This is a genomic window from Lentzea sp. NPDC055074 (assembly GCF_053608005.1).
In genome coordinates this window covers 19,828-35,244 of record NZ_JBSGUQ010000019.1, presented here as the reverse complement: position 1 = coordinate 35,244, position 15,417 = coordinate 19,828, and the positions used below count along the sequence as shown (strand labels likewise).

The following is a 15,417-nucleotide window of genomic DNA, read 5'->3' as shown; positions in this document are numbered from 1 at the left end:
GGCACGAGGACGGCGCCCCGGAGCACCTCAGCCGAGGCGTCGTCCCAGGTCGTCCAGGCCGTTCCACGCCGCACAGCAGCCGTAGGCCAGCGCGGCGCCCAGCGGCCACGCCATGATCCCCCACCACGTCTCCAGGGCGGGCGCGACGAGCAACGTGTCGTTCGCCTTGATCGTCGACGGCATCGGGTACGCGCCCGCGGCCAGCGAGCCGCCGAGGAACTGCGCGAACCAGCCCGCCGCGAACGACCCGGCGGTCATCCCCAGCATCACGACCGGCCCGCGCCGCTGCCGCAGCAGCCACGTCGCGATGCCCGTGATCACCCCGGCGCCGAGACCGATCAGCACGAACACCATCAGCGCGTCGAGCCGGTGGTAGCTCTCCACCCCGATCGGGTAGAACTTGCTGTCCTGCGCCGAGACGATCTTGAGCTGGGCCGGCGCGAGCCACGACCACAGGTACGCGGCGGGCAGCCCGAAGGCGAACGTCGTCAGCGCCACCACGAGGCCCGGCAGCAGGTCCCGCTTCACCACCACCTTCGGCCGTGGCCGGGGGTAGTAGTGGTAGACGTACGGCGGCTCCGGCACGGGTTCGATGCGCACCGGCGCTGCGTTCTCGTCCATTCGCGAGAGGTTACTACCGAGCCGACGCGGTCTCTCCGTGGCGGCTGCAGCGCGCCGTCCAGCCGTCCGGGGTCACCTGGACGACCATGCGGCGCGCGCATTCCGGGCAGTACCGCGGCGGGTCGATCATCGACAGGCGCTGACGGCAGAACGCGTGGTCGCCGTCAGCTTCCTCTTTGCCGCAGAAGGAGCAGTACATGGTCGTGATCATCACAGGGTCTGGCTCAGCGCCTTGATGGGCATCGACAGCTCTTCGAGCATGTCGAGGTCCTGCTGCGCCGGGCGGCCGAGGTTCGTCAGGTAGTTGCCGACGATGATCGCGTTGATGCCGCCGAGCATGCCCTGCTTCGCGCCCAGGTCGCCGAACGTCAGCTCACGCCCGCCCGCGAACCGCAGGATCGTGCGGGGCAGCGCGAGCCGGAACGCGCCGACCGTGCGCAGCGCCTCGGCGCCCTCGACGACCGGGTAGTTCTCGTACGGCGTGCCGGGGTTCGGGATGAGGAAGTTGAGCGGGACCTCGTCGGGCTCGAGCTCGGCGAGCTGCACGGCGAACTCCGCGCGCTGCGCCAGCGTCTCCCCCATGCCGATGATGCCGCCGCAGCAGACCTCCATGCCGGCGTCGCGGATCATCCGCAGCGTGTCCCAGCGCTCCTCCCAGGAGTGCGTGGTCACGACCTCCGGGAAGTGCGAGCGGGCCGTCTCGAGGTTGTGGTTGTAGCGGTGCACGCCCATCGCCACGAGCTCGTCGACCTGCTCCTGCGTGAGCATGCCGAGCGAGCAGGCGATCTGGATGTCGTTGCCGTCCGCGCGGATGGCCTTGATGCCGTCGCGCACCTGCGAGAGCAGCCGCTTGTCCGGGCCGCGCACGGCCGCGACGATGCAGAACTCGGTCGCGCCGGTGTCGCGGGTCTGCCGCGCCGCGCGCACCAGTCCGGGGATGTCGAGCCACGCCGACCGCACGGGCGAGGGGAACTGGCCCGACTGCGAGCAGAAGTGGCAGTCCTCGGGGCAGCCGCCGGTCTTGAGCGAGACGATGCCCTCGACCTCGACCTCGGGGCCGCACCAGCGTTCGCGGACCTCGTGCGCGAGTGCGAGCAGGTCCGGGATGCGCTCTTCGGGGAGCTCCAGCACCTTCAGCACCTGAGCCTCGGTGAGCCCGACGCCTCGTTCGAGCACCTGCTCACGAGCTTCGTCGAGCACGTCGATCTGTTCCGGCGCTGCGGTCACGTTCTCCTCCTCCTGTGGCCTGGCGTGCACTATGCCGCACTGAATCCTTCATCGTGCAGCGACGTAGGTCACTGGACCGCGAACTGAGCCGCGAACGTGTCCGGGTCGAACGCACCCCCGAACCAGGGTGAAAACGATCTCTTGGCGACCGCGAGGAAGTCCACGGGGCCGAGCTTCGTCACACCTTGCGGCAGCGCGCCGAGCAGGGGAGCGCCCGCCGCCTCGGGCAGATCCGCCAGGTTGGTCAGCGACGCGAGGTCCGGGTGCGACGGCCAGCTGCCGACGACGACCCCGATCGACTCGAGCCCGCGCCGTTGCAGCGCCTCGGCCGTCAGAGTCGTCGTGTTCAGCGTGCCGAGCCCCGCCTGGGCCACGATCAGGACGGGCGCGTTCACCGCCCAGGCGATGTCCGCCAGCGTCGACCCGGCCTCGTCGAACCGGACGAGCAGGCCGCCCGCGCCCTCGACCAGCACCAGGTCGTGGGTCTCGTCGAGCGCGGTCACCTCGGCGGCGACGTCCTGGGGGTGCACGGTGGCCATCCCGGCCCTGCGCGCCGCCGTCGCGGGCGCCAGCGGGTCGGGGTATCTCGCCAGCTCACGGGTCGTCACGTCGCCCGCCAGCCGCGCCACCTCCGCGACGTCGCCGGGCTCGCCGGGCAGCAGGCCGGTCTGCGCGGGCTTCAGCACCGCGACCCGTCTGCCTTCTGCCCTGGCCAGCGCCGCGATGCCCGCGGTCACGGCGGTCTTGCCGACCTCGGTCCCGGTTCCGGTGATCACCAGCACGCTCACAGGAACTCACCTTAGGACGTGACATACCGTGACGGCATGACCGAGCAACCGATCGTGATGTACGGCGCCGAGTGGTGCGGCGACTGCCGCCGGGCCAAGTCGTGGCTGACCCGCAACAACGTGCCGTTCACCTATGTCGACGTCGAGAACGACGACGAGGCGCGGGATCGCGCGATCGAGCTCTCCGGACGCAAGAACATCCCCGTCCTGGTGCTGCCGGACGGGGATGTGATGGTCGAGCCGACCGACACCCAGCTGGCGGCCGCGATCAGCGTCTAGCTCTTGCGGTAGAGGCCCACGGGGGCGCCGTCGTAGTCGCCCGGCGCCCCGAACGAGCCCTTGGTCGCCCGGCTGTCGAGGAACAGGTCACCCATGTGAGGGCTGACGTACCACGCCTGCTCGATGCTGCCGGTGCACTGCCACAGCTGCAGCCTGCCGCCCTCCTGGTCGATCTCCTCGAGAGCGACGTCGAGGCACTTGCCGTTGGCCTTGTTGATGATCTGGGTACCGCCCAGCGGGTGTTCCGCCCAGGTCCAGATCTGCTCGTCGCCGCCGAAGCCGCACTTCCACATCTGGACCTTGCCGCCGTCGCGGTCGATCTCCTCCAGCGCCGCGTCGAGGCACTTGTCCGTCCTGTTCCCCGGTTCCTGGAAGTAGATCTTCCCGCCGGCGCCGGCGATGGACCCCGTGAGCCTGCTGAACACGATCGGCTCGTCCGCGGCCCGGGCCGGTGCGGCGAGACCCGTCAGCGCCAGGATGGCCACGCTCAGCGCGGCCGCGATCTTCCCCATGGGATGGAACGCTAGCGGGCTGCGGCCACCACGGCGGAACAGATCTGTGCAACGTCGGCGTCCGTGCTGACGAACGGCGGCATCGTGTAGATCAGGTCGCGGAAAGGCCGCAGCCAGACGCCCTCGTCGACGGCGGCGCGGGTGGCCCGGGCCATGTCCACGGGCTCGTGCAGTTGCACAACACCGATGGCCCCCAACACTCGTACGTCCCGAACTCCGGGCAACGCGCGTGCAGGCGCCAGTCCCGCCGAGAGCCCGGCGGAGATGCGGGCGACCTCGCGCTTCCAGTCCTGCGACAGCAACAGGTCGATGGACGCCAGCGACACCGCCGAGGCCAGCGGGTTGCCCATGAACGTCGGCCCGTGCGCGAGCACCGGCACCTCGCCCTTGCTGATCCCGTCCGCGACCCGCGACGTGCACAGGGTGGCGGCCATCGTCATGTAACCGCCGGTCAGCGACTTGCCGAGACACATGACGTCCGGGCTTACGTTCGCGTGGTCGGCGGCGAACAGCTCACCGGTGCGCCCGAAGCCCGTGGCGATCTCGTCGAACACCAGCAGCACGTCGTGCGCATAGGCCAGCTCGCGCAACACGTGCAGGTAGCGCGGGTCGTGGAAGCGCATGCCCCCGGCGCCCTGCACGACCGGCTCGACGATGATCGCGGCGAGCTCCCCGGCGTGCTCTTCGATCAGGTCCGCGAGGTGCTGGACGTACGCGGTGTCCATCTCGGCCGGCGGCGCGTCCGCGAACACCTGCTGCGGCAGGATTCCACGCCACAGCGAATGCATTCCGCCCTCGGGATCGCACACGGACATCGGGTTGAACGTGTCGCCGTGGTAGCCGCCGCGCCACGTCAGCAGGCGGCTCTTCTCCGGCCGGTTCCGCGAACGCCAGTACTGCAGGCACATCTTCACGGCGACCTCGACCGACACCGAGCCGGAGTCGCAGAGGAACACGTGCTGCAGGTCCGAGGGCGTGATCTCGACGAGCTTCGCCGCGAGCCTGATGGCGGGCTCGTGCGTGAGCCCGCCGAACATCACGTGGCTCATCCGGCCGAGCTGGCCGGTGACGGCCGCGTCCAGCACCGGGTGGCGGTAGCCGTGGATGGCCGCCCACCACGACGACATGCCGTCGACCAGTTCGCGGCCGTCCGCGAGCTTCAGCCGGACACCCGAGGCCTCGGAGACGAGCAGCGGTTCCTGGGTGCCCGGCATCGGGCCGTACGGGTGCCAGACGTGCGCCTGGTCGAGCTTCAGCAGGTCGTCCACCCGGCTGAGGTTAGGCGAGGCGTACCGGGAGGGTGTGCAGGCCGCGGATCAGCGTGCTGTCCCGCCACCCCAGCGTCTCCGGAACGGCTGCGAGCGTCAGGTTCGGGAACCGGGCCAGCAGCTGCGTGAGCGCCACGTCGAACTCCAGGCGGGCCAGCGGCGCGCCGAGGCAGAAGTGGATGCCGTGCCCGAACGCCACGTGGCCCTGCGCGGACCGCGTCACGTCGAGCTGGTCGGCGTTCTCGTAGCGCTGCGGGTCCCGGTTCGCGGCGATCAGCGACACCATGAGGATCTCGTCGGCGGGCACGGTGACGCCACCGAGGTCGACGGGTTCCAAGGTGTAGCGGAAGGTCGCGACGTTGACCGGCCCTTCGAGCCGCAGGAACTCCTCGGTGCTCGCCGGGATCAGCTCCGGGCGGTCCTTGAGGATCTGCAGCTGGTCCGGATTCTTGAGCAACGAGAGCACGGCGTTGCCGATGAGGTTCACCGTCGTCTCGTGGCCCGCCACGAGCAGCAGGAACGCCATCGAGATCAGCTCTTCGGTGTTCAGCCGGTCACCGGAGTCGTCGGCGTGCACGAGTGCGGAGAAGAACGTGTCGTTCGGCTCGGCCTCGGCGATGGCCGTGACGTGCTGGTACAGGAAACCGGCCATCGCGCCCGCGGCGGCCTGGACCTGCTCGGGCGTGCCGAACGACAGCAGCTGGTTGGACCACTCGCGGAAGTCGTCGCGGTTGTCGATCGGGATCCCGAGCAGCTCACAGATCACCGTGATGGGCAGCGGGAACGCGAAGACCTCCAGCAGGTCGACCTCGTCGCCGTCGTTCAGCTTCGCGATCAGCTCGGCCGAGATCTGCTCCACCCGCGGGCGCATCAGCTCGATGCGGCGGGCGGTGAAGGCCTTGGTCACGAGCTTGCGCAGGCGGGTGTGGTGGGGCGGGTCCAGGTTGAGCATGTGGACGGCGAGCGTGGGCTCGACCTCGCGGCGCACGTGCGTCTCGGTGGCGTGCTTGGCCATCAGGTGGCCGCCGGTCTGGATGTTCTTGCTGACCCTGGGGTCGGTGAGAGCGATCTTCGCCTCGTCGTACCGAGTGACAAGCCAGGCTTTGAGACCGTGCGGCAGGATCACTTCCCGCACAGGACCCTCGGCGCGCAACAGGTCGTGCACCTCGTGCGGGTTCTGGACGTAGTCGGCGGGCAACCGGGTGAGTGTCGTCACCTCACCCAGTTAACCCCGTTTACTCAGGCCTCGCCACTATTTCTCGAGCGACCCTCGTTCCTGGACTGTCCACACGTTCCCGTCGAGGTCCGTGAAGTCGAAGAAACTGGCGTGGTTGCGGCGTGCCGGGTCCCTGCCGGGCACGAAGCCGCCCTGCCACTCGGGCATCCCGGCCTTGTGCCGCAACGGACTCACGTCCAGGCCTCGCGCGGCCAGGTCACGATGCGCGGCCTCGATGTCGCTCACCACGAGATACGCGCCGAATCCCGTGCCGAACTGGATCGAACACCCCGAACCCGGCGGAGTGAGCTGAACGACGCGGAAGTGGTCATTGGGCCGATAGTCGACATCCAACTCGAATCCGGCCATTTTCGTGTAGAAGGCGATGGCCCGGTCCACGTCGCTGACGGGGATCGTGAGCACCTCGATGCGGTAGTCCACGTCAGACCAGCACCTCGCCGCCGTCGACGCCCAGCGAGGCGCCGGTCGTGAACGTGTTCGTGAGCGCGAAGAACACCGCGTCCGCGATCTCCTCGGCCCGTCCGACGCGGCCGGCGGGGCTGGTGGCTTCACGGGACGCGAACAGCGCGGCCTTCCTCTCCGCGCCGAGGCCGTCGTAGGCGCCGGTGTCGACGGTTCCGGGCGAGATCGCGTTGACCCGGATCGGTGCGAGCTCGACGGCGAGGCTCCTCGTCACCGCGTCGACGGCGGCATTGGTGGCGCCGACCGCGAGCATGCCCGGCATGACCTTGCGCGCCGAGGCACCGGAGAAGAAGACGAACGAGCCGTCGCGCGGCATCCACGGCGCGAAGTGCCTGGCCAGCAGGATCGGGCCGATGACCTTGACGTCGAACGAGGCCCGCACGGCGTCGCGGTCGAGGTCCGCGACGGTGCCGCGGGCCCTGGCCGACGCGGTGGACACGACGTGGTCGACGCGCCCGACCCGGTCGGCGAGCGCGGCGACGCTGCCCTCGTCGGTGAGGTCGACGTGCTCGTCCTGGTCGCGTCCGGCGAGGACGACCTCTCCACCCGCGGCGCGCACCTTCGCCGCCACCGCCCCGGCGATGCCGCTGTCGCGACCGATGACCAGCACCTTCATCGCTGCTGCTCCTTGATCTCTTCCGGGGTGAGGCCGCGGTCGACGCCGTGCGGCACCACGGTCTGCCCTGGCTCGAGGGCGAGCTTGCGGTCATCGAGGTAGACGTCGACGACGTCCGGTTCGAACGAGACCCAGTCCTTCACCGGCGCGACCTCGGCCCACGCCTCCGGGTACGACCAGGCGGCGCGCTCGCGGTCACCGATGTCGTAGTAACTCGCCAAACCCTTGTAGGGGCAGAAGGTCTCGTCCTCGACGAGTTTCAGGGCCGATGCGTCGACGTCCTCGCGCGGCACGTACCAGCGCGGCGCGAAACCCGACTCGTACAGCGCCAGCGGCCTCTTCGTGTCCGCGACGACCCGGTCGCCGTCACGGACGACGAGATGCCGTGAGGTCTGGCGGATGTCGACGCGGTGGTAGGGGTCGGCCGCGTGCCCGACGATGCGTTCGTCCTCCTCGTAGAACGCTTCCATTGCGCGCCAAGCGAACGCGACCCTGCTCTCCAGCACGCTCGCGTGGGCCGGCAGGTCGACGTGCTGCCACGCCGCGTGCTTCGTGTCCCCCACCGCGAACCACGTGGTGGCGCCGAGGTCGCGATGGTTCGTCGTGCGCGCTTCCTCTTCGAGGCCCGTGACGTCGTCTCGCGGGAAGTACGCGACCGGATAGCGGCCGGGTTCGTGCAGCAGCACGACGTCCTCGCTGTCCGCGACCCACTTCCCGCCGTGCTTCACGCGCATCCGGCGGCGCAGCGGTTCGGCGAACAACAGCCGCTCCGGCAACGGTTCCGGCGTGAGGAACCGGCCCACGGCCTTCGTGCCCAACGGTCCTTGCTGCCACGACAGACCCATGAGCATCTCCTAACCTTTTAAATGATTGTTGCTAGTTAGACAGAGGGTCCTATAACCTGTCAAGGGTCACTTTGGAGGTTAGGAATGCTGCTCGACCTGCTGAACACGACACCCGTGCTGGACGACGGGCAGCACGACGTGCTCGCGGAGGAAGGTCGGCGCTGGCTGGCGGCCCACGACCAGCCCGCCTCCGACGACGAGCTGCGCGCCCTGATCGCGGCACGGGACGCACTGCAGGCCGTGGTGCGAGGGCAGGAGGACGCGGCGGCGCTCGCCCCGTTCGTCGAGGGCGTCCGGCAACGGGCCGGCGTCGACTCGACGGGCGTGGTCTGGCACCTCGACCTGCCCGAAGGACGTACGGCGGCGGCACGGGCCGTGCTCGCCTGGGACGCGCTGCGGCTGTCGAGCCCGGGCAGGCTGCGGCCGTGCGCGAACCCCGACTGCCGGCTGTTCCTGATCGACCACAGCAAGCCGAACAGCGCCCGGTGGTGCTCCATGGCGGTGTGCGGCAACAGGATGAAGGCCCGCCGCCACTACCAGCGCACGCGAGGAGAACAGTGATGGCCCGCCTGCTGTCGCTCAACGTCGGTCTGCCGAAGGACGTCTCGTGGCACGACCGGACCGTCCACACCGGAATCTTCAAGCAGCCGGTCGACGGGCCGTTGACGGTCCGCAGGCTCAACATCGACGGCGACGGCCAAGGCGATCTCGGCGGGCACGGCGGCGAGAACCGTGCGGTGCTGGTGTACCAGCGGGAGTCCTACGAGCACTGGCGGACCGAGCTGGGTCGCGAGTTCGAGTACGGCCAGTTCGGGGAGAACTTCACGGTCGAGGGCCTGGCCGACACCGAGGTCCACATCGGCGACCGGTACCGCGTCGGCACGGCCGAGTTCGAGGTCACCCAGCCGCGCGTCACCTGCTACCGCGTCGGCATGCGGCTGGACGAACCGCGCATGCCGTCGCTGATGGTCGCGCACGGCCGTCCCGGCTTCTACCTGCGCGTGATCACCGAGGGCGAGGTCCAGGCGGGCGACGAGATCGTCCGGACCCGCGTCGGGCGCCACCGGATGAGCGTCGCCACGATCGACGCGTTGCTGTACCTGCCGGACCGCGACACCGAGCAGCTCCGCAAGGCCGTCGACATCCCCGCGCTGAGCCCCGGCTGGCAGGGCTCGTTCCACGACCTGCTGACACCTGCGGAGCCCGAACCCGTTGGCTGGGAGGGGTTCCGGCCGTTGCGGGTCGAGGCGATCACACAGGAGAGCCCGTCCATCAGGTCGTTCCACCTCACCGGGGACGGTCCGCGTCCCGAGGCGGGCCAGTACCTGACCGTGCGCACTCCGGCGGGAGTGCGGAGCTACTCGATCTCGTCGGACTCGTACCGGATCAGCGTCAAACGCGACGGCGTGGTCAGCACCTGGCTGCACGAGCACCTGAAGGCCGGCGACACGCTCGACGTCGCCGCTCCCCGAGGCGACTTCACGCTGCACCCCGGCGACGAACCGGTGATCCTGCTGTCCGCGGGAGTCGGCGTCACCCCGGTGCTCGCGATGCTGCACGCGCTGAAGGACAGCGGCCGCGAGGTCTGGTGGCTGCACACCACCCGCTCAGCCGAGCACGCCTTCACCGCCGAGGTACGCGCGCTCAACCCCACGCACGAGCTCGTCCACTACTCGGACAACGGCCGGCTCACCCGCGCGAGCCTCGCCGATCTGCCCGCCAACGCGAGCGCGTATCTGTGCGGCCCCAACGCTTTCATGGCCGACATGCGTGAGGCACTGATCGAACGGGGCCTCGACCCCGCCCGCATCCACAGCGAGCTGTTCGGTGCCCGCACGGCCATCAACCCGGGCCTGGTCGCCACCGACGCCGTTGCCCCGCACCAGCCCGTTCCCGCAGGCACCGGCCCGAAGATCACGTTCGCCCGCAGCGGACTCACGGTGGCGTGGCGCGACGACGCGTCCCTGCTCGACCTGGCCGAGGCCTGCGACGTGCCGACCCGGTGGTCGTGCCGCACCGGCGTCTGCCACACGTGCGTGACCCCGGTGCTGTCCGGCACGGTGACCACCCGGCCGGACCCGCTGGAACCACCGGCCCCCGGCAGCGCGCTGATCTGCTGCGCGCGACCGGAGACGGACCTGGTCCTCGATCTCTAGCGGTGGATCGTGATGCCGCGGATGGTCTTGAGGTCACCGAAGAGCGACGGCGTCGTGTCGACCCGGAAGTTGCCCACCACCAGCATCTCCTTCGACTTGTCGCGCTTCTGCACCTCCAGGTGCACGGCGACCTGGCCCTCGTGCGACTTGAACACGCTCTTCAGTTCCTCGATCAGCTCGGGCGTCAGCGTCTTGGTCTGCAGTCCGAGGACGAGGGGCGGGTCAGCGCCGGGGTTCGCCTCCGCGTCGCTGATGTCGAGCGGGACGACTCCGTCACCGAAGATCGCCATCTTGTCCTCGCGCCAGTTCACCCGGCCCTTCACGCACACGGCCGAGTCGAGCTCGAGGTCGTCGCGCAGCACCTCGTAGGACTTCGGGAAGAACAGCACCTCGATGGACGCGTCCAGGTCCTCGATGACCGTGATCGCCCACGGCAGGCCGTTCTTGTTCACCCGGCGCTCGATCGACGAGATCATGCCCGAGACGATCAGCTCGCCTTCCTTGGGCGGATCGTCGAGCACGACCGCGATCGGCCTCGGCGCGAACTTGCGCAGGATCCGTTCCGCGCCGTCGAGGGGGTGCGAGGACACGTACAGCCCCAGCATCTCCTTCTCGAGGCTCAGCATCTGCTTGCGCGGGTACTCGTCGGTGCCGAACTTGAGGTGCGCCAACGGAGAGGTGCTGTCGTCCTGGTCGTCGGCGCTGTCGCCGCCGAACAGGTCGAACTGGCCCTCCGCCTCCTTGCGCTTGATCGGGACGACGGCGTCGACCGCGTCCTCGTGCACCTGGATCAGCGACAGCCGCGGGTGGCCGAACGCGTCGAACGCGCCCGCCTTGATCAACGACTCGATCACACGTTTGTTGCAGGCCACGAGCTCGGACTTGTCCATGAAGTCCGTGAAGGACGTGTAGGCGCCCTTCTCCTTGCGGCTCTTGATGATCGACTCGACGACGTTCGCGCCGACGTTGCGGATCGCGCCCAGGCCGAAGCGGATGTCCGTGCCGACCGCACCGAAGCGCAGCGCCGACTCGTTGACGTCCGGCGGGAGGACCTTGATGCCCAGGCGGCGGCACTCCGCGAGGTACACCGCGGACTTGTCCTTGTTGTCACCGACCGACGTCAGCAGGGCGGCCATGTACTCGGCGCGGAAGTTCGCCTTGAGGTACGCCGTCCAGTACGAGATCAGGCCGTACGCGGCGGCGTGCGACTTGTTGAACGCGTAGCCGGCGAACGGGAGGATCGTGTCCCACAGCGCCTGGATCGCCTCGTCGGAGAACCCGCGCGGGTCGTTGCGCATGCCCTGCTGGAAGCCCTCGAACTCCTTCGCGAGGACCTCGGCCTTCTTCTTGCCCATCGCCTTGCGGAGCACGTCCGCGCGGCCCATCGAGTAGCCCGCGACCTCCTGGGCGATGAACATGATCTGCTCTTGGTAGACGATCAGACCGTGCGTCTCGCCGAGGATCACCTTGAGCGGTTCCTCGAGCTGCGGGTGGATCGGCTTGACTTCCTGACGGCCGTTCTTGCGGTCCGCGTAGTCGTTGTGCGCGTTCACACCCATCGGACCGGGGCGGTACAGCGCGCCGACCGCGACGATGTCCTCGAACGTCGTCGGCTGCATGCGGCGCAGCAGGTCGCGCATCGGCCCGCCGTCCAGCTGGAACACGCCGAGCGTGTCACCGCGGCCGAGCAGCGCGTAGGTCTCCGGGTCGTCCAGCGTGAGCTTGTCGAAGTCCGGGACCGCGTCCTTGCCGCGGTTGGCCTCGATGTTCTCGATCGCGTCGCCCATGACCGTGAGGTTGCGCAGCCCGAGGAAGTCCATCTTGAGCAGGCCGATGTTCTCGCACGACGGGTAGTCCCAGCCGGTGATGAACGAGCCGTCGTCGCGGTACCAGAGCGGGATGGACTCCGTCAGCGGGTCCTTCGACATGATCACCGCGCAGGCGTGGACGCCCGCGTTGCGGATCAGGCCCTCGAGACCGAGCGCGGTGTCGAAGATCTCCTTCACCTGCACGTCGGTTTCCAGCAGCGACCGGACCTCGGCCGCCTCGCCGTAGCGCGGGTGGCTCTTGTTGACGATGCCGTTGAGCGGGATGTCCTTCGCCATGATCGGCGGCGGCAGCGCCTTGGAGATCTTGTCGGCGATCGCGAAGCCCGGCTGACCGTGGTGCACGCGCGCCGAGTCCTTCAGCGCCGCCTTCGTCTTAATCGTGCCGAACGTGATCACCTGCGCGACCTTGTCGGCGCCGTACTTCTCGCTGGCGTAGCGGATCATCTCGCCACGCCGGCGGTCGTCGAAGTCGATGTCGATGTCGGGCATGGCGGTGCGCTCGGGGTTCAGGAACCGCTCGAACAGCAGACCGTGCGGGATCGGGTCGATGTTCGTGATGCCCATCGCCCACGACACGGCGGCACCCGCGGCCGAACCACGGCCGGGACCGACGCGGATGCCCACGCTGCGGGCGTAGCTGATCAGGTCGGCGACGATCAGGAAGTACGCCGGGAAGCCCTTGTCGATGATGACCTGGGCCTCGAAGTCGCAGCGCTTGATGTACTCGTCGGGAACTTCCTTGCCGGCGAACCGCCACTCCAGGCCGCGCCGGATCTCCTTGCGGAACCACGACGCCTGGTCCTCGCCCTCGGGGACCTCGAAGTTCGGGATGCGGTCCTTGACGCTCCAGATGTCGTCGTAGGACTCGACCATCGACGCGACGAGCAGCGTGTTGTCGCACGCCTCCGGCAGGTCCTTCCAGATCTGCCGCATCTCCTCGGACGACTTCAGGTAGTAACCGTCGCCGTCGAACTTGAACCGGTTCGGGTCGGTCAGCATCTTGCCGGACTGCACGCAGAGCAACGCGGAGTGCGTGTCCGCCTGGTCCTTGGTGACGTAGTGGCTGTCGTTCGTCGCGAGCGGCGGGATGCCGAGCTTCTTGCTGATCTCCAGCAGACCGTCGCGGACGCGGCGCTCGATCTCCAGGCCGTGGTCCATCAGCTCCAGGAAGAAGTTCTCCTTGCCGAAGATCTCCTGGTAGTCGGCGGCGGCCTTGAACGCCTCGTCGACCTGCCCGAGCCGCAGGCGGGTCTGCACCTCGCCGGACGGGCAGCCGGTCGTCGCGATGATGCCGTCGGCGTGCTCCGAGACGAGCTCGCGGTCCATGCGGGGCTTGTAGTAGTAGCCCGTCTTGCTCGCCTCGGTGTGCAGCCGGAAGAGGTTGCGCAGACCGTCCGCGTTGCGCGCCCACATCGTCATGTGCGTGTACGCGCCGGCACCGGAGATGTCATCGCTGCGCTGGCCGGGGTCGCCCCAGGCGACCGGCTTCTTGTGCAGGCGGTTGTGAGGCGCGAGGTAGGCCTCGATGCCGATGATCGGCTTGATGCCGGTCTTCATCGCCGTTTGGTAGAACTCGTCGGACCCGTACATGTTGCCGTGGTCGCTCATGCCCACGGCCGTCATGCCGAGCCGCTCGGCCTCCTCGAACAGCGGGGCCACCTTGGCCGCACCGTCGAGCATCGAGTACTCGGTGTGCACGTGCAGGTGCACAAACGAGTCCGCCACCGGCAACCCCCTTGTATGGCAAGCGTTTTAGCGCGAATGAGGGGAACGGAAGGCCCCTGGCGCCCGTCGAGACTAGCCGACCGGAGCGGGCTGGGGCACGCGGCCCCGCCGGAGGAAATCCAAGATCTTCTACCGTGCGGAGCCGGGCATTGTACGACCCCCGCACGACAGCGCACGTTGCCTTGATCTCGATCCGGTACGCGGTGTCACGGTGATCGCGAGCGGCGGGTAGCGTTCTTTTCGTGGTGCCCCCCGATCCCGTAGACGCCCGCCTGCTCGCCGTTCTCGCCGAGTCAGGTCGCGCCGCCGTGCACGAGATCGCGCAACGCCTGGGCATGGACCCGCGCGAGGCCGCCATGCGCCTGATCACCCTCTCGGGCAGCGGCCTGCCGTTGCTGGTCGGGGTGGAGTGCGACCCGAACGGCGTGCGCAGGGCCCTCGCGAACGCCGCCGCCTACGGCAACTACATGGGCGGCCCGCCGTCCGGTCCGTACGCGGTGCACCAGAGCGGGCCCCACCCGGTCCAGCAACAGCAGCAGTACCAGGCGCCGATCAGCCAGCCGTTCCCCGCGCAGCAGCCTCCGCCGCAGGCCACGTGGGGTCCGCCGCAGTCCGCGGGCTGGGTGCGCGCGGACCAGCCGCAGCCCAAGGCCGTCGTCTCGCGCACCGGCAAGATCGGCACGGCCCTGGAGGCGGACAGCCTCGAGGGTGCCCGTCTCACGATCCAGCTCGTCGAGGTCGTCGACCCGGCGGACTTCCTGTTCACCGCGGCCGGCTACAAGCTCGCCGAGGGCGAACGGGCCGTGGTCGTGCACACCGAGGTGACGAACGCCTCGCAGGTGCCCTACACCTCGCTGCCGGACATGTACCTGGTGCTGGTGACGAAGACCGGCGAGACCGTGACGAAGGCGCCCGTGTCGCTGTCCTCGCGGCCCGCGCACAAGCTCGGCGTGCAGCCCGGTGAGACGGCGGGCGGGCACAGCGTGTTCGTGCTGCCGGACGAGACGCAGGTCATCCAGGTCCGCTGGAGCGTGCGTCCCGAGGTCGACCAGAACACCCTGGTCTGGACCGTCGAGGACTAACTCAGCACCCGCAGTGCCTCGGCGTGCACGCCCGGTGCGGCCGCCAGGTACTCACGGCTCGTCAGCTCCCACGGTGTGCCGTCGAGGTCGGTGACGACACCGCCCGCTTCCTGCACCAGCAGCACACCTGACGCGTGCGCGCGCACGTTGTCGTTCTGCCAGTGCACGTCCATCCGTCCGGCGGCGACCTGGGCGAGCTGGTGCGTGACCGGCACGGAGATCCGGACGTAGAGGGCGTGCTTCGCCATCGCGCTGTAGGAGGCGCCCACCCGGTCGGCCATCTCCGGTCCCTGGCCGGGCTGGGCCTGACCGGTGCCGGCCAGCGCGCCGTCCAGCGAGGTCTTGTCCGAGACCCGCAGCCGCACGCCGTTGAGGAACGCACCCTCGCCCTCGACGGCTGTGAACATCTCGTCGAACAGCGGGAAGTAGACGACCGCGAGCACCGGGCGGCCGTCGCGGACGAGGCTCACGCCGATGTTCCAGTCGGTCATGCCCTGGACCGCGTTCATGTTGCCGCCGACCGGGTCGACGAGCCACCACTCGCCGGAGCCGAGGGGGCCGGAGCCGTGTTCGTCGTCGAGCCACCTCGCCTCAGGGCGGATCTCGGCCAGCGCGAGCATCAGCAGGTCCGCGACGGCGGCGTCGTTGGCCTTCAAGGCGGCGACGAGTTCCGTGAGAGAGGACGCGCGGGACTCCGTCGAGTAGCGCTTCAGCAGTCGCGCTCCGGCACGGCGAACGGCGGCGGTAGTGGCGGCGAGCATGTCATCCTC

At 69.2% G+C, this 15,417-nt stretch carries 16 protein-coding genes; 4 read left to right on the top strand and 12 right to left on the bottom strand.

The genetic code is table 11. The features are described from left to right. Nucleotides 1-27 precede the first annotated feature (27 nt). From ACWF7A_RS33830 to bioD, 4 genes are all read right to left on the bottom strand, one after another. Nucleotides 28-621 carry a DUF2567 domain-containing protein gene (locus ACWF7A_RS33830; protein WP_452254573.1) on the bottom strand — a complete coding sequence of 198 codons (594 nt, stop codon included), beginning with the start codon at nt 619-621 and terminating at the stop codon, nt 28-30. Between the two features lie 13 nt (nt 622-634). After that, nucleotides 635-832 (bottom strand): biotin synthase auxiliary protein BsaP, encoded by a 198-nt coding sequence (gene bsaP / locus ACWF7A_RS33825; RefSeq protein ID WP_452254572.1) that lies wholly within the window; start codon nt 830-832, stop codon nt 635-637. After that, nucleotides 832-1,848 (bottom strand): biotin synthase BioB, encoded by a 1,017-nt coding sequence (gene bioB / locus ACWF7A_RS33820; RefSeq protein ID WP_189158691.1) that lies wholly within the window; start codon nt 1,846-1,848, stop codon nt 832-834. Before bioB ends, bsaP begins: the two co-directional genes overlap by 1 nt. Nucleotides 1,849-1,916: 68 nt before the next feature. Then, the gene (gene bioD, locus ACWF7A_RS33815; protein WP_452254571.1) at nt 1,917-2,636 is read right to left on the bottom strand and encodes a dethiobiotin synthase; all 720 of its coding nucleotides are present in this window, start codon (nt 2,634-2,636) and stop codon (nt 1,917-1,919) included. A gap of 36 nt (nt 2,637-2,672) precedes the next feature. Here bioD and ACWF7A_RS33810 point away from each other — a divergent pair, with 36 nt between their 5' ends. Then, the gene (locus ACWF7A_RS33810; RefSeq protein WP_452254570.1) at nt 2,673-2,915 is read left to right on the top strand and encodes a glutaredoxin family protein; all 243 of its coding nucleotides are present in this window, start codon (nt 2,673-2,675) and stop codon (nt 2,913-2,915) included. Here the strand turns inward: ACWF7A_RS33810 and ACWF7A_RS33805 are convergent. The 6 genes from ACWF7A_RS33805 to ACWF7A_RS33780 are packed head-to-tail and all read right to left on the bottom strand — an operon-like array spanning nt 2,912 to nt 7,861. Continuing rightward, the gene (locus ACWF7A_RS33805; protein WP_452254569.1) at nt 2,912-3,427 is read right to left on the bottom strand and encodes an RICIN domain-containing protein; all 516 of its coding nucleotides are present in this window, start codon (nt 3,425-3,427) and stop codon (nt 2,912-2,914) included. The genes ACWF7A_RS33810 and ACWF7A_RS33805 overlap by 4 nt on opposite strands. A gap of 11 nt (nt 3,428-3,438) precedes the next feature. After that, nucleotides 3,439-4,695, bottom strand: a complete 1,257-nt coding sequence (locus ACWF7A_RS33800) for an adenosylmethionine--8-amino-7-oxononanoate transaminase (RefSeq protein WP_452254568.1) — start codon at nt 4,693-4,695, stop codon at nt 3,439-3,441. A 10-nt stretch (nt 4,696-4,705) separates the two neighbouring features. Further along, nucleotides 4,706-5,911, bottom strand: a complete 1,206-nt coding sequence (locus tag ACWF7A_RS33795) for a cytochrome P450 family protein (RefSeq protein ID WP_452254567.1) — start codon at nt 5,909-5,911, stop codon at nt 4,706-4,708. A gap of 36 nt (nt 5,912-5,947) precedes the next feature. Beyond that, a complete protein-coding gene (locus tag ACWF7A_RS33790; protein WP_452254566.1) occupies nt 5,948-6,352 on the bottom strand; it encodes a VOC family protein in 405 nt (134 codons plus the stop codon). Nucleotide 6,353: 1 nt separating this feature from the next. Next, entirely contained in the window at nt 6,354-7,010 is a 657-nt protein-coding gene (locus tag ACWF7A_RS33785) for an SDR family oxidoreductase (RefSeq protein WP_452254565.1), read from the bottom strand. After that, on the bottom strand, nt 7,007-7,861 hold the full coding sequence (locus ACWF7A_RS33780; protein ID WP_452254564.1) for a DUF427 domain-containing protein: 855 nt from the start codon (nt 7,859-7,861) through the stop codon (nt 7,007-7,009). Before ACWF7A_RS33780 ends, ACWF7A_RS33785 begins: the two co-directional genes overlap by 4 nt. A 78-nt stretch (nt 7,862-7,939) precedes the next feature. Between ACWF7A_RS33780 and ACWF7A_RS33775 the strand changes: the two genes are divergently transcribed. Together ACWF7A_RS33775 and ACWF7A_RS33770 are read left to right on the top strand one after the other, a co-directional pair. Next, nucleotides 7,940-8,416: a CGNR zinc finger domain-containing protein gene (locus tag ACWF7A_RS33775; protein WP_452254563.1), complete on the top strand. Its 477-nt coding sequence runs from the start codon at nt 7,940-7,942 to the stop codon at nt 8,414-8,416. Next, nucleotides 8,416-10,011, top strand: a complete 1,596-nt coding sequence (locus ACWF7A_RS33770) for an MOSC domain-containing protein (protein ID WP_452254562.1) — start codon at nt 8,416-8,418, stop codon at nt 10,009-10,011. Before ACWF7A_RS33775 ends, ACWF7A_RS33770 begins: the two co-directional genes overlap by 1 nt. Here the strand turns inward: ACWF7A_RS33770 and dnaE are convergent. Next, nucleotides 10,008-13,520, bottom strand: a complete 3,513-nt coding sequence (gene dnaE, locus ACWF7A_RS33765; protein WP_452254717.1) for a DNA polymerase III subunit alpha — start codon at nt 13,518-13,520, stop codon at nt 10,008-10,010. The genes ACWF7A_RS33770 and dnaE overlap by 4 nt on opposite strands. A gap of 287 nt (nt 13,521-13,807) precedes the next feature. Between dnaE and ACWF7A_RS33760 the strand changes: the two genes are divergently transcribed. Continuing rightward, nucleotides 13,808-14,647 (top strand): AsnC family protein, encoded by an 840-nt coding sequence (locus tag ACWF7A_RS33760; RefSeq protein ID WP_452254561.1) that lies wholly within the window; start codon nt 13,808-13,810, stop codon nt 14,645-14,647. Here ACWF7A_RS33760 and ACWF7A_RS33755 read toward each other — a convergent pair. Continuing rightward, the gene (locus tag ACWF7A_RS33755; RefSeq protein ID WP_452254560.1) at nt 14,644-15,408 is read right to left on the bottom strand and encodes an inositol monophosphatase family protein; all 765 of its coding nucleotides are present in this window, start codon (nt 15,406-15,408) and stop codon (nt 14,644-14,646) included. The two genes, ACWF7A_RS33760 and ACWF7A_RS33755, sit on opposite strands and share 4 nt — an antisense overlap. Nucleotides 15,409-15,417: the final 9 nt, after the last annotated feature.

What these genes read in the sequence shown, in the direction of transcription:
- ACWF7A_RS33830 (WP_452254573.1), bottom strand. Translation starts at nt 621, where the DNA reads ATGGACGAGAACGCAGCGCCGGTGCGCATCGAACCCGTGCCGGAGCCG.
- bsaP (WP_452254572.1), bottom strand. Translation starts at nt 832, where the DNA reads ATGATCACGACCATGTACTGCTCCTTCTGCGGCAAAGAGGAAGCTGAC.
- ACWF7A_RS33810 (WP_452254570.1), top strand. Translation starts at nt 2,673, where the DNA reads ATGACCGAGCAACCGATCGTGATGTACGGCGCCGAGTGGTGCGGCGAC.
- ACWF7A_RS33805 (WP_452254569.1), bottom strand. Translation starts at nt 3,427, where the DNA reads ATGGGGAAGATCGCGGCCGCGCTGAGCGTGGCCATCCTGGCGCTGACG.
- ACWF7A_RS33785 (WP_452254565.1), bottom strand. Translation starts at nt 7,010, where the DNA reads ATGAAGGTGCTGGTCATCGGTCGCGACAGCGGCATCGCCGGGGCGGTG.
- ACWF7A_RS33780 (WP_452254564.1), bottom strand. Translation starts at nt 7,861, where the DNA reads ATGCTCATGGGTCTGTCGTGGCAGCAAGGACCGTTGGGCACGAAGGCC.
- ACWF7A_RS33775 (WP_452254563.1), top strand. Translation starts at nt 7,940, where the DNA reads ATGCTGCTCGACCTGCTGAACACGACACCCGTGCTGGACGACGGGCAG.
- ACWF7A_RS33770 (WP_452254562.1), top strand. Translation starts at nt 8,416, where the DNA reads ATGGCCCGCCTGCTGTCGCTCAACGTCGGTCTGCCGAAGGACGTCTCG.
- dnaE (WP_452254717.1), bottom strand. Translation starts at nt 13,520, where the DNA reads ATGCTCGACGGTGCGGCCAAGGTGGCCCCGCTGTTCGAGGAGGCCGAG.
- ACWF7A_RS33755 (WP_452254560.1), bottom strand. Translation starts at nt 15,408, where the DNA reads ATGCTCGCCGCCACTACCGCCGCCGTTCGCCGTGCCGGAGCGCGACTG.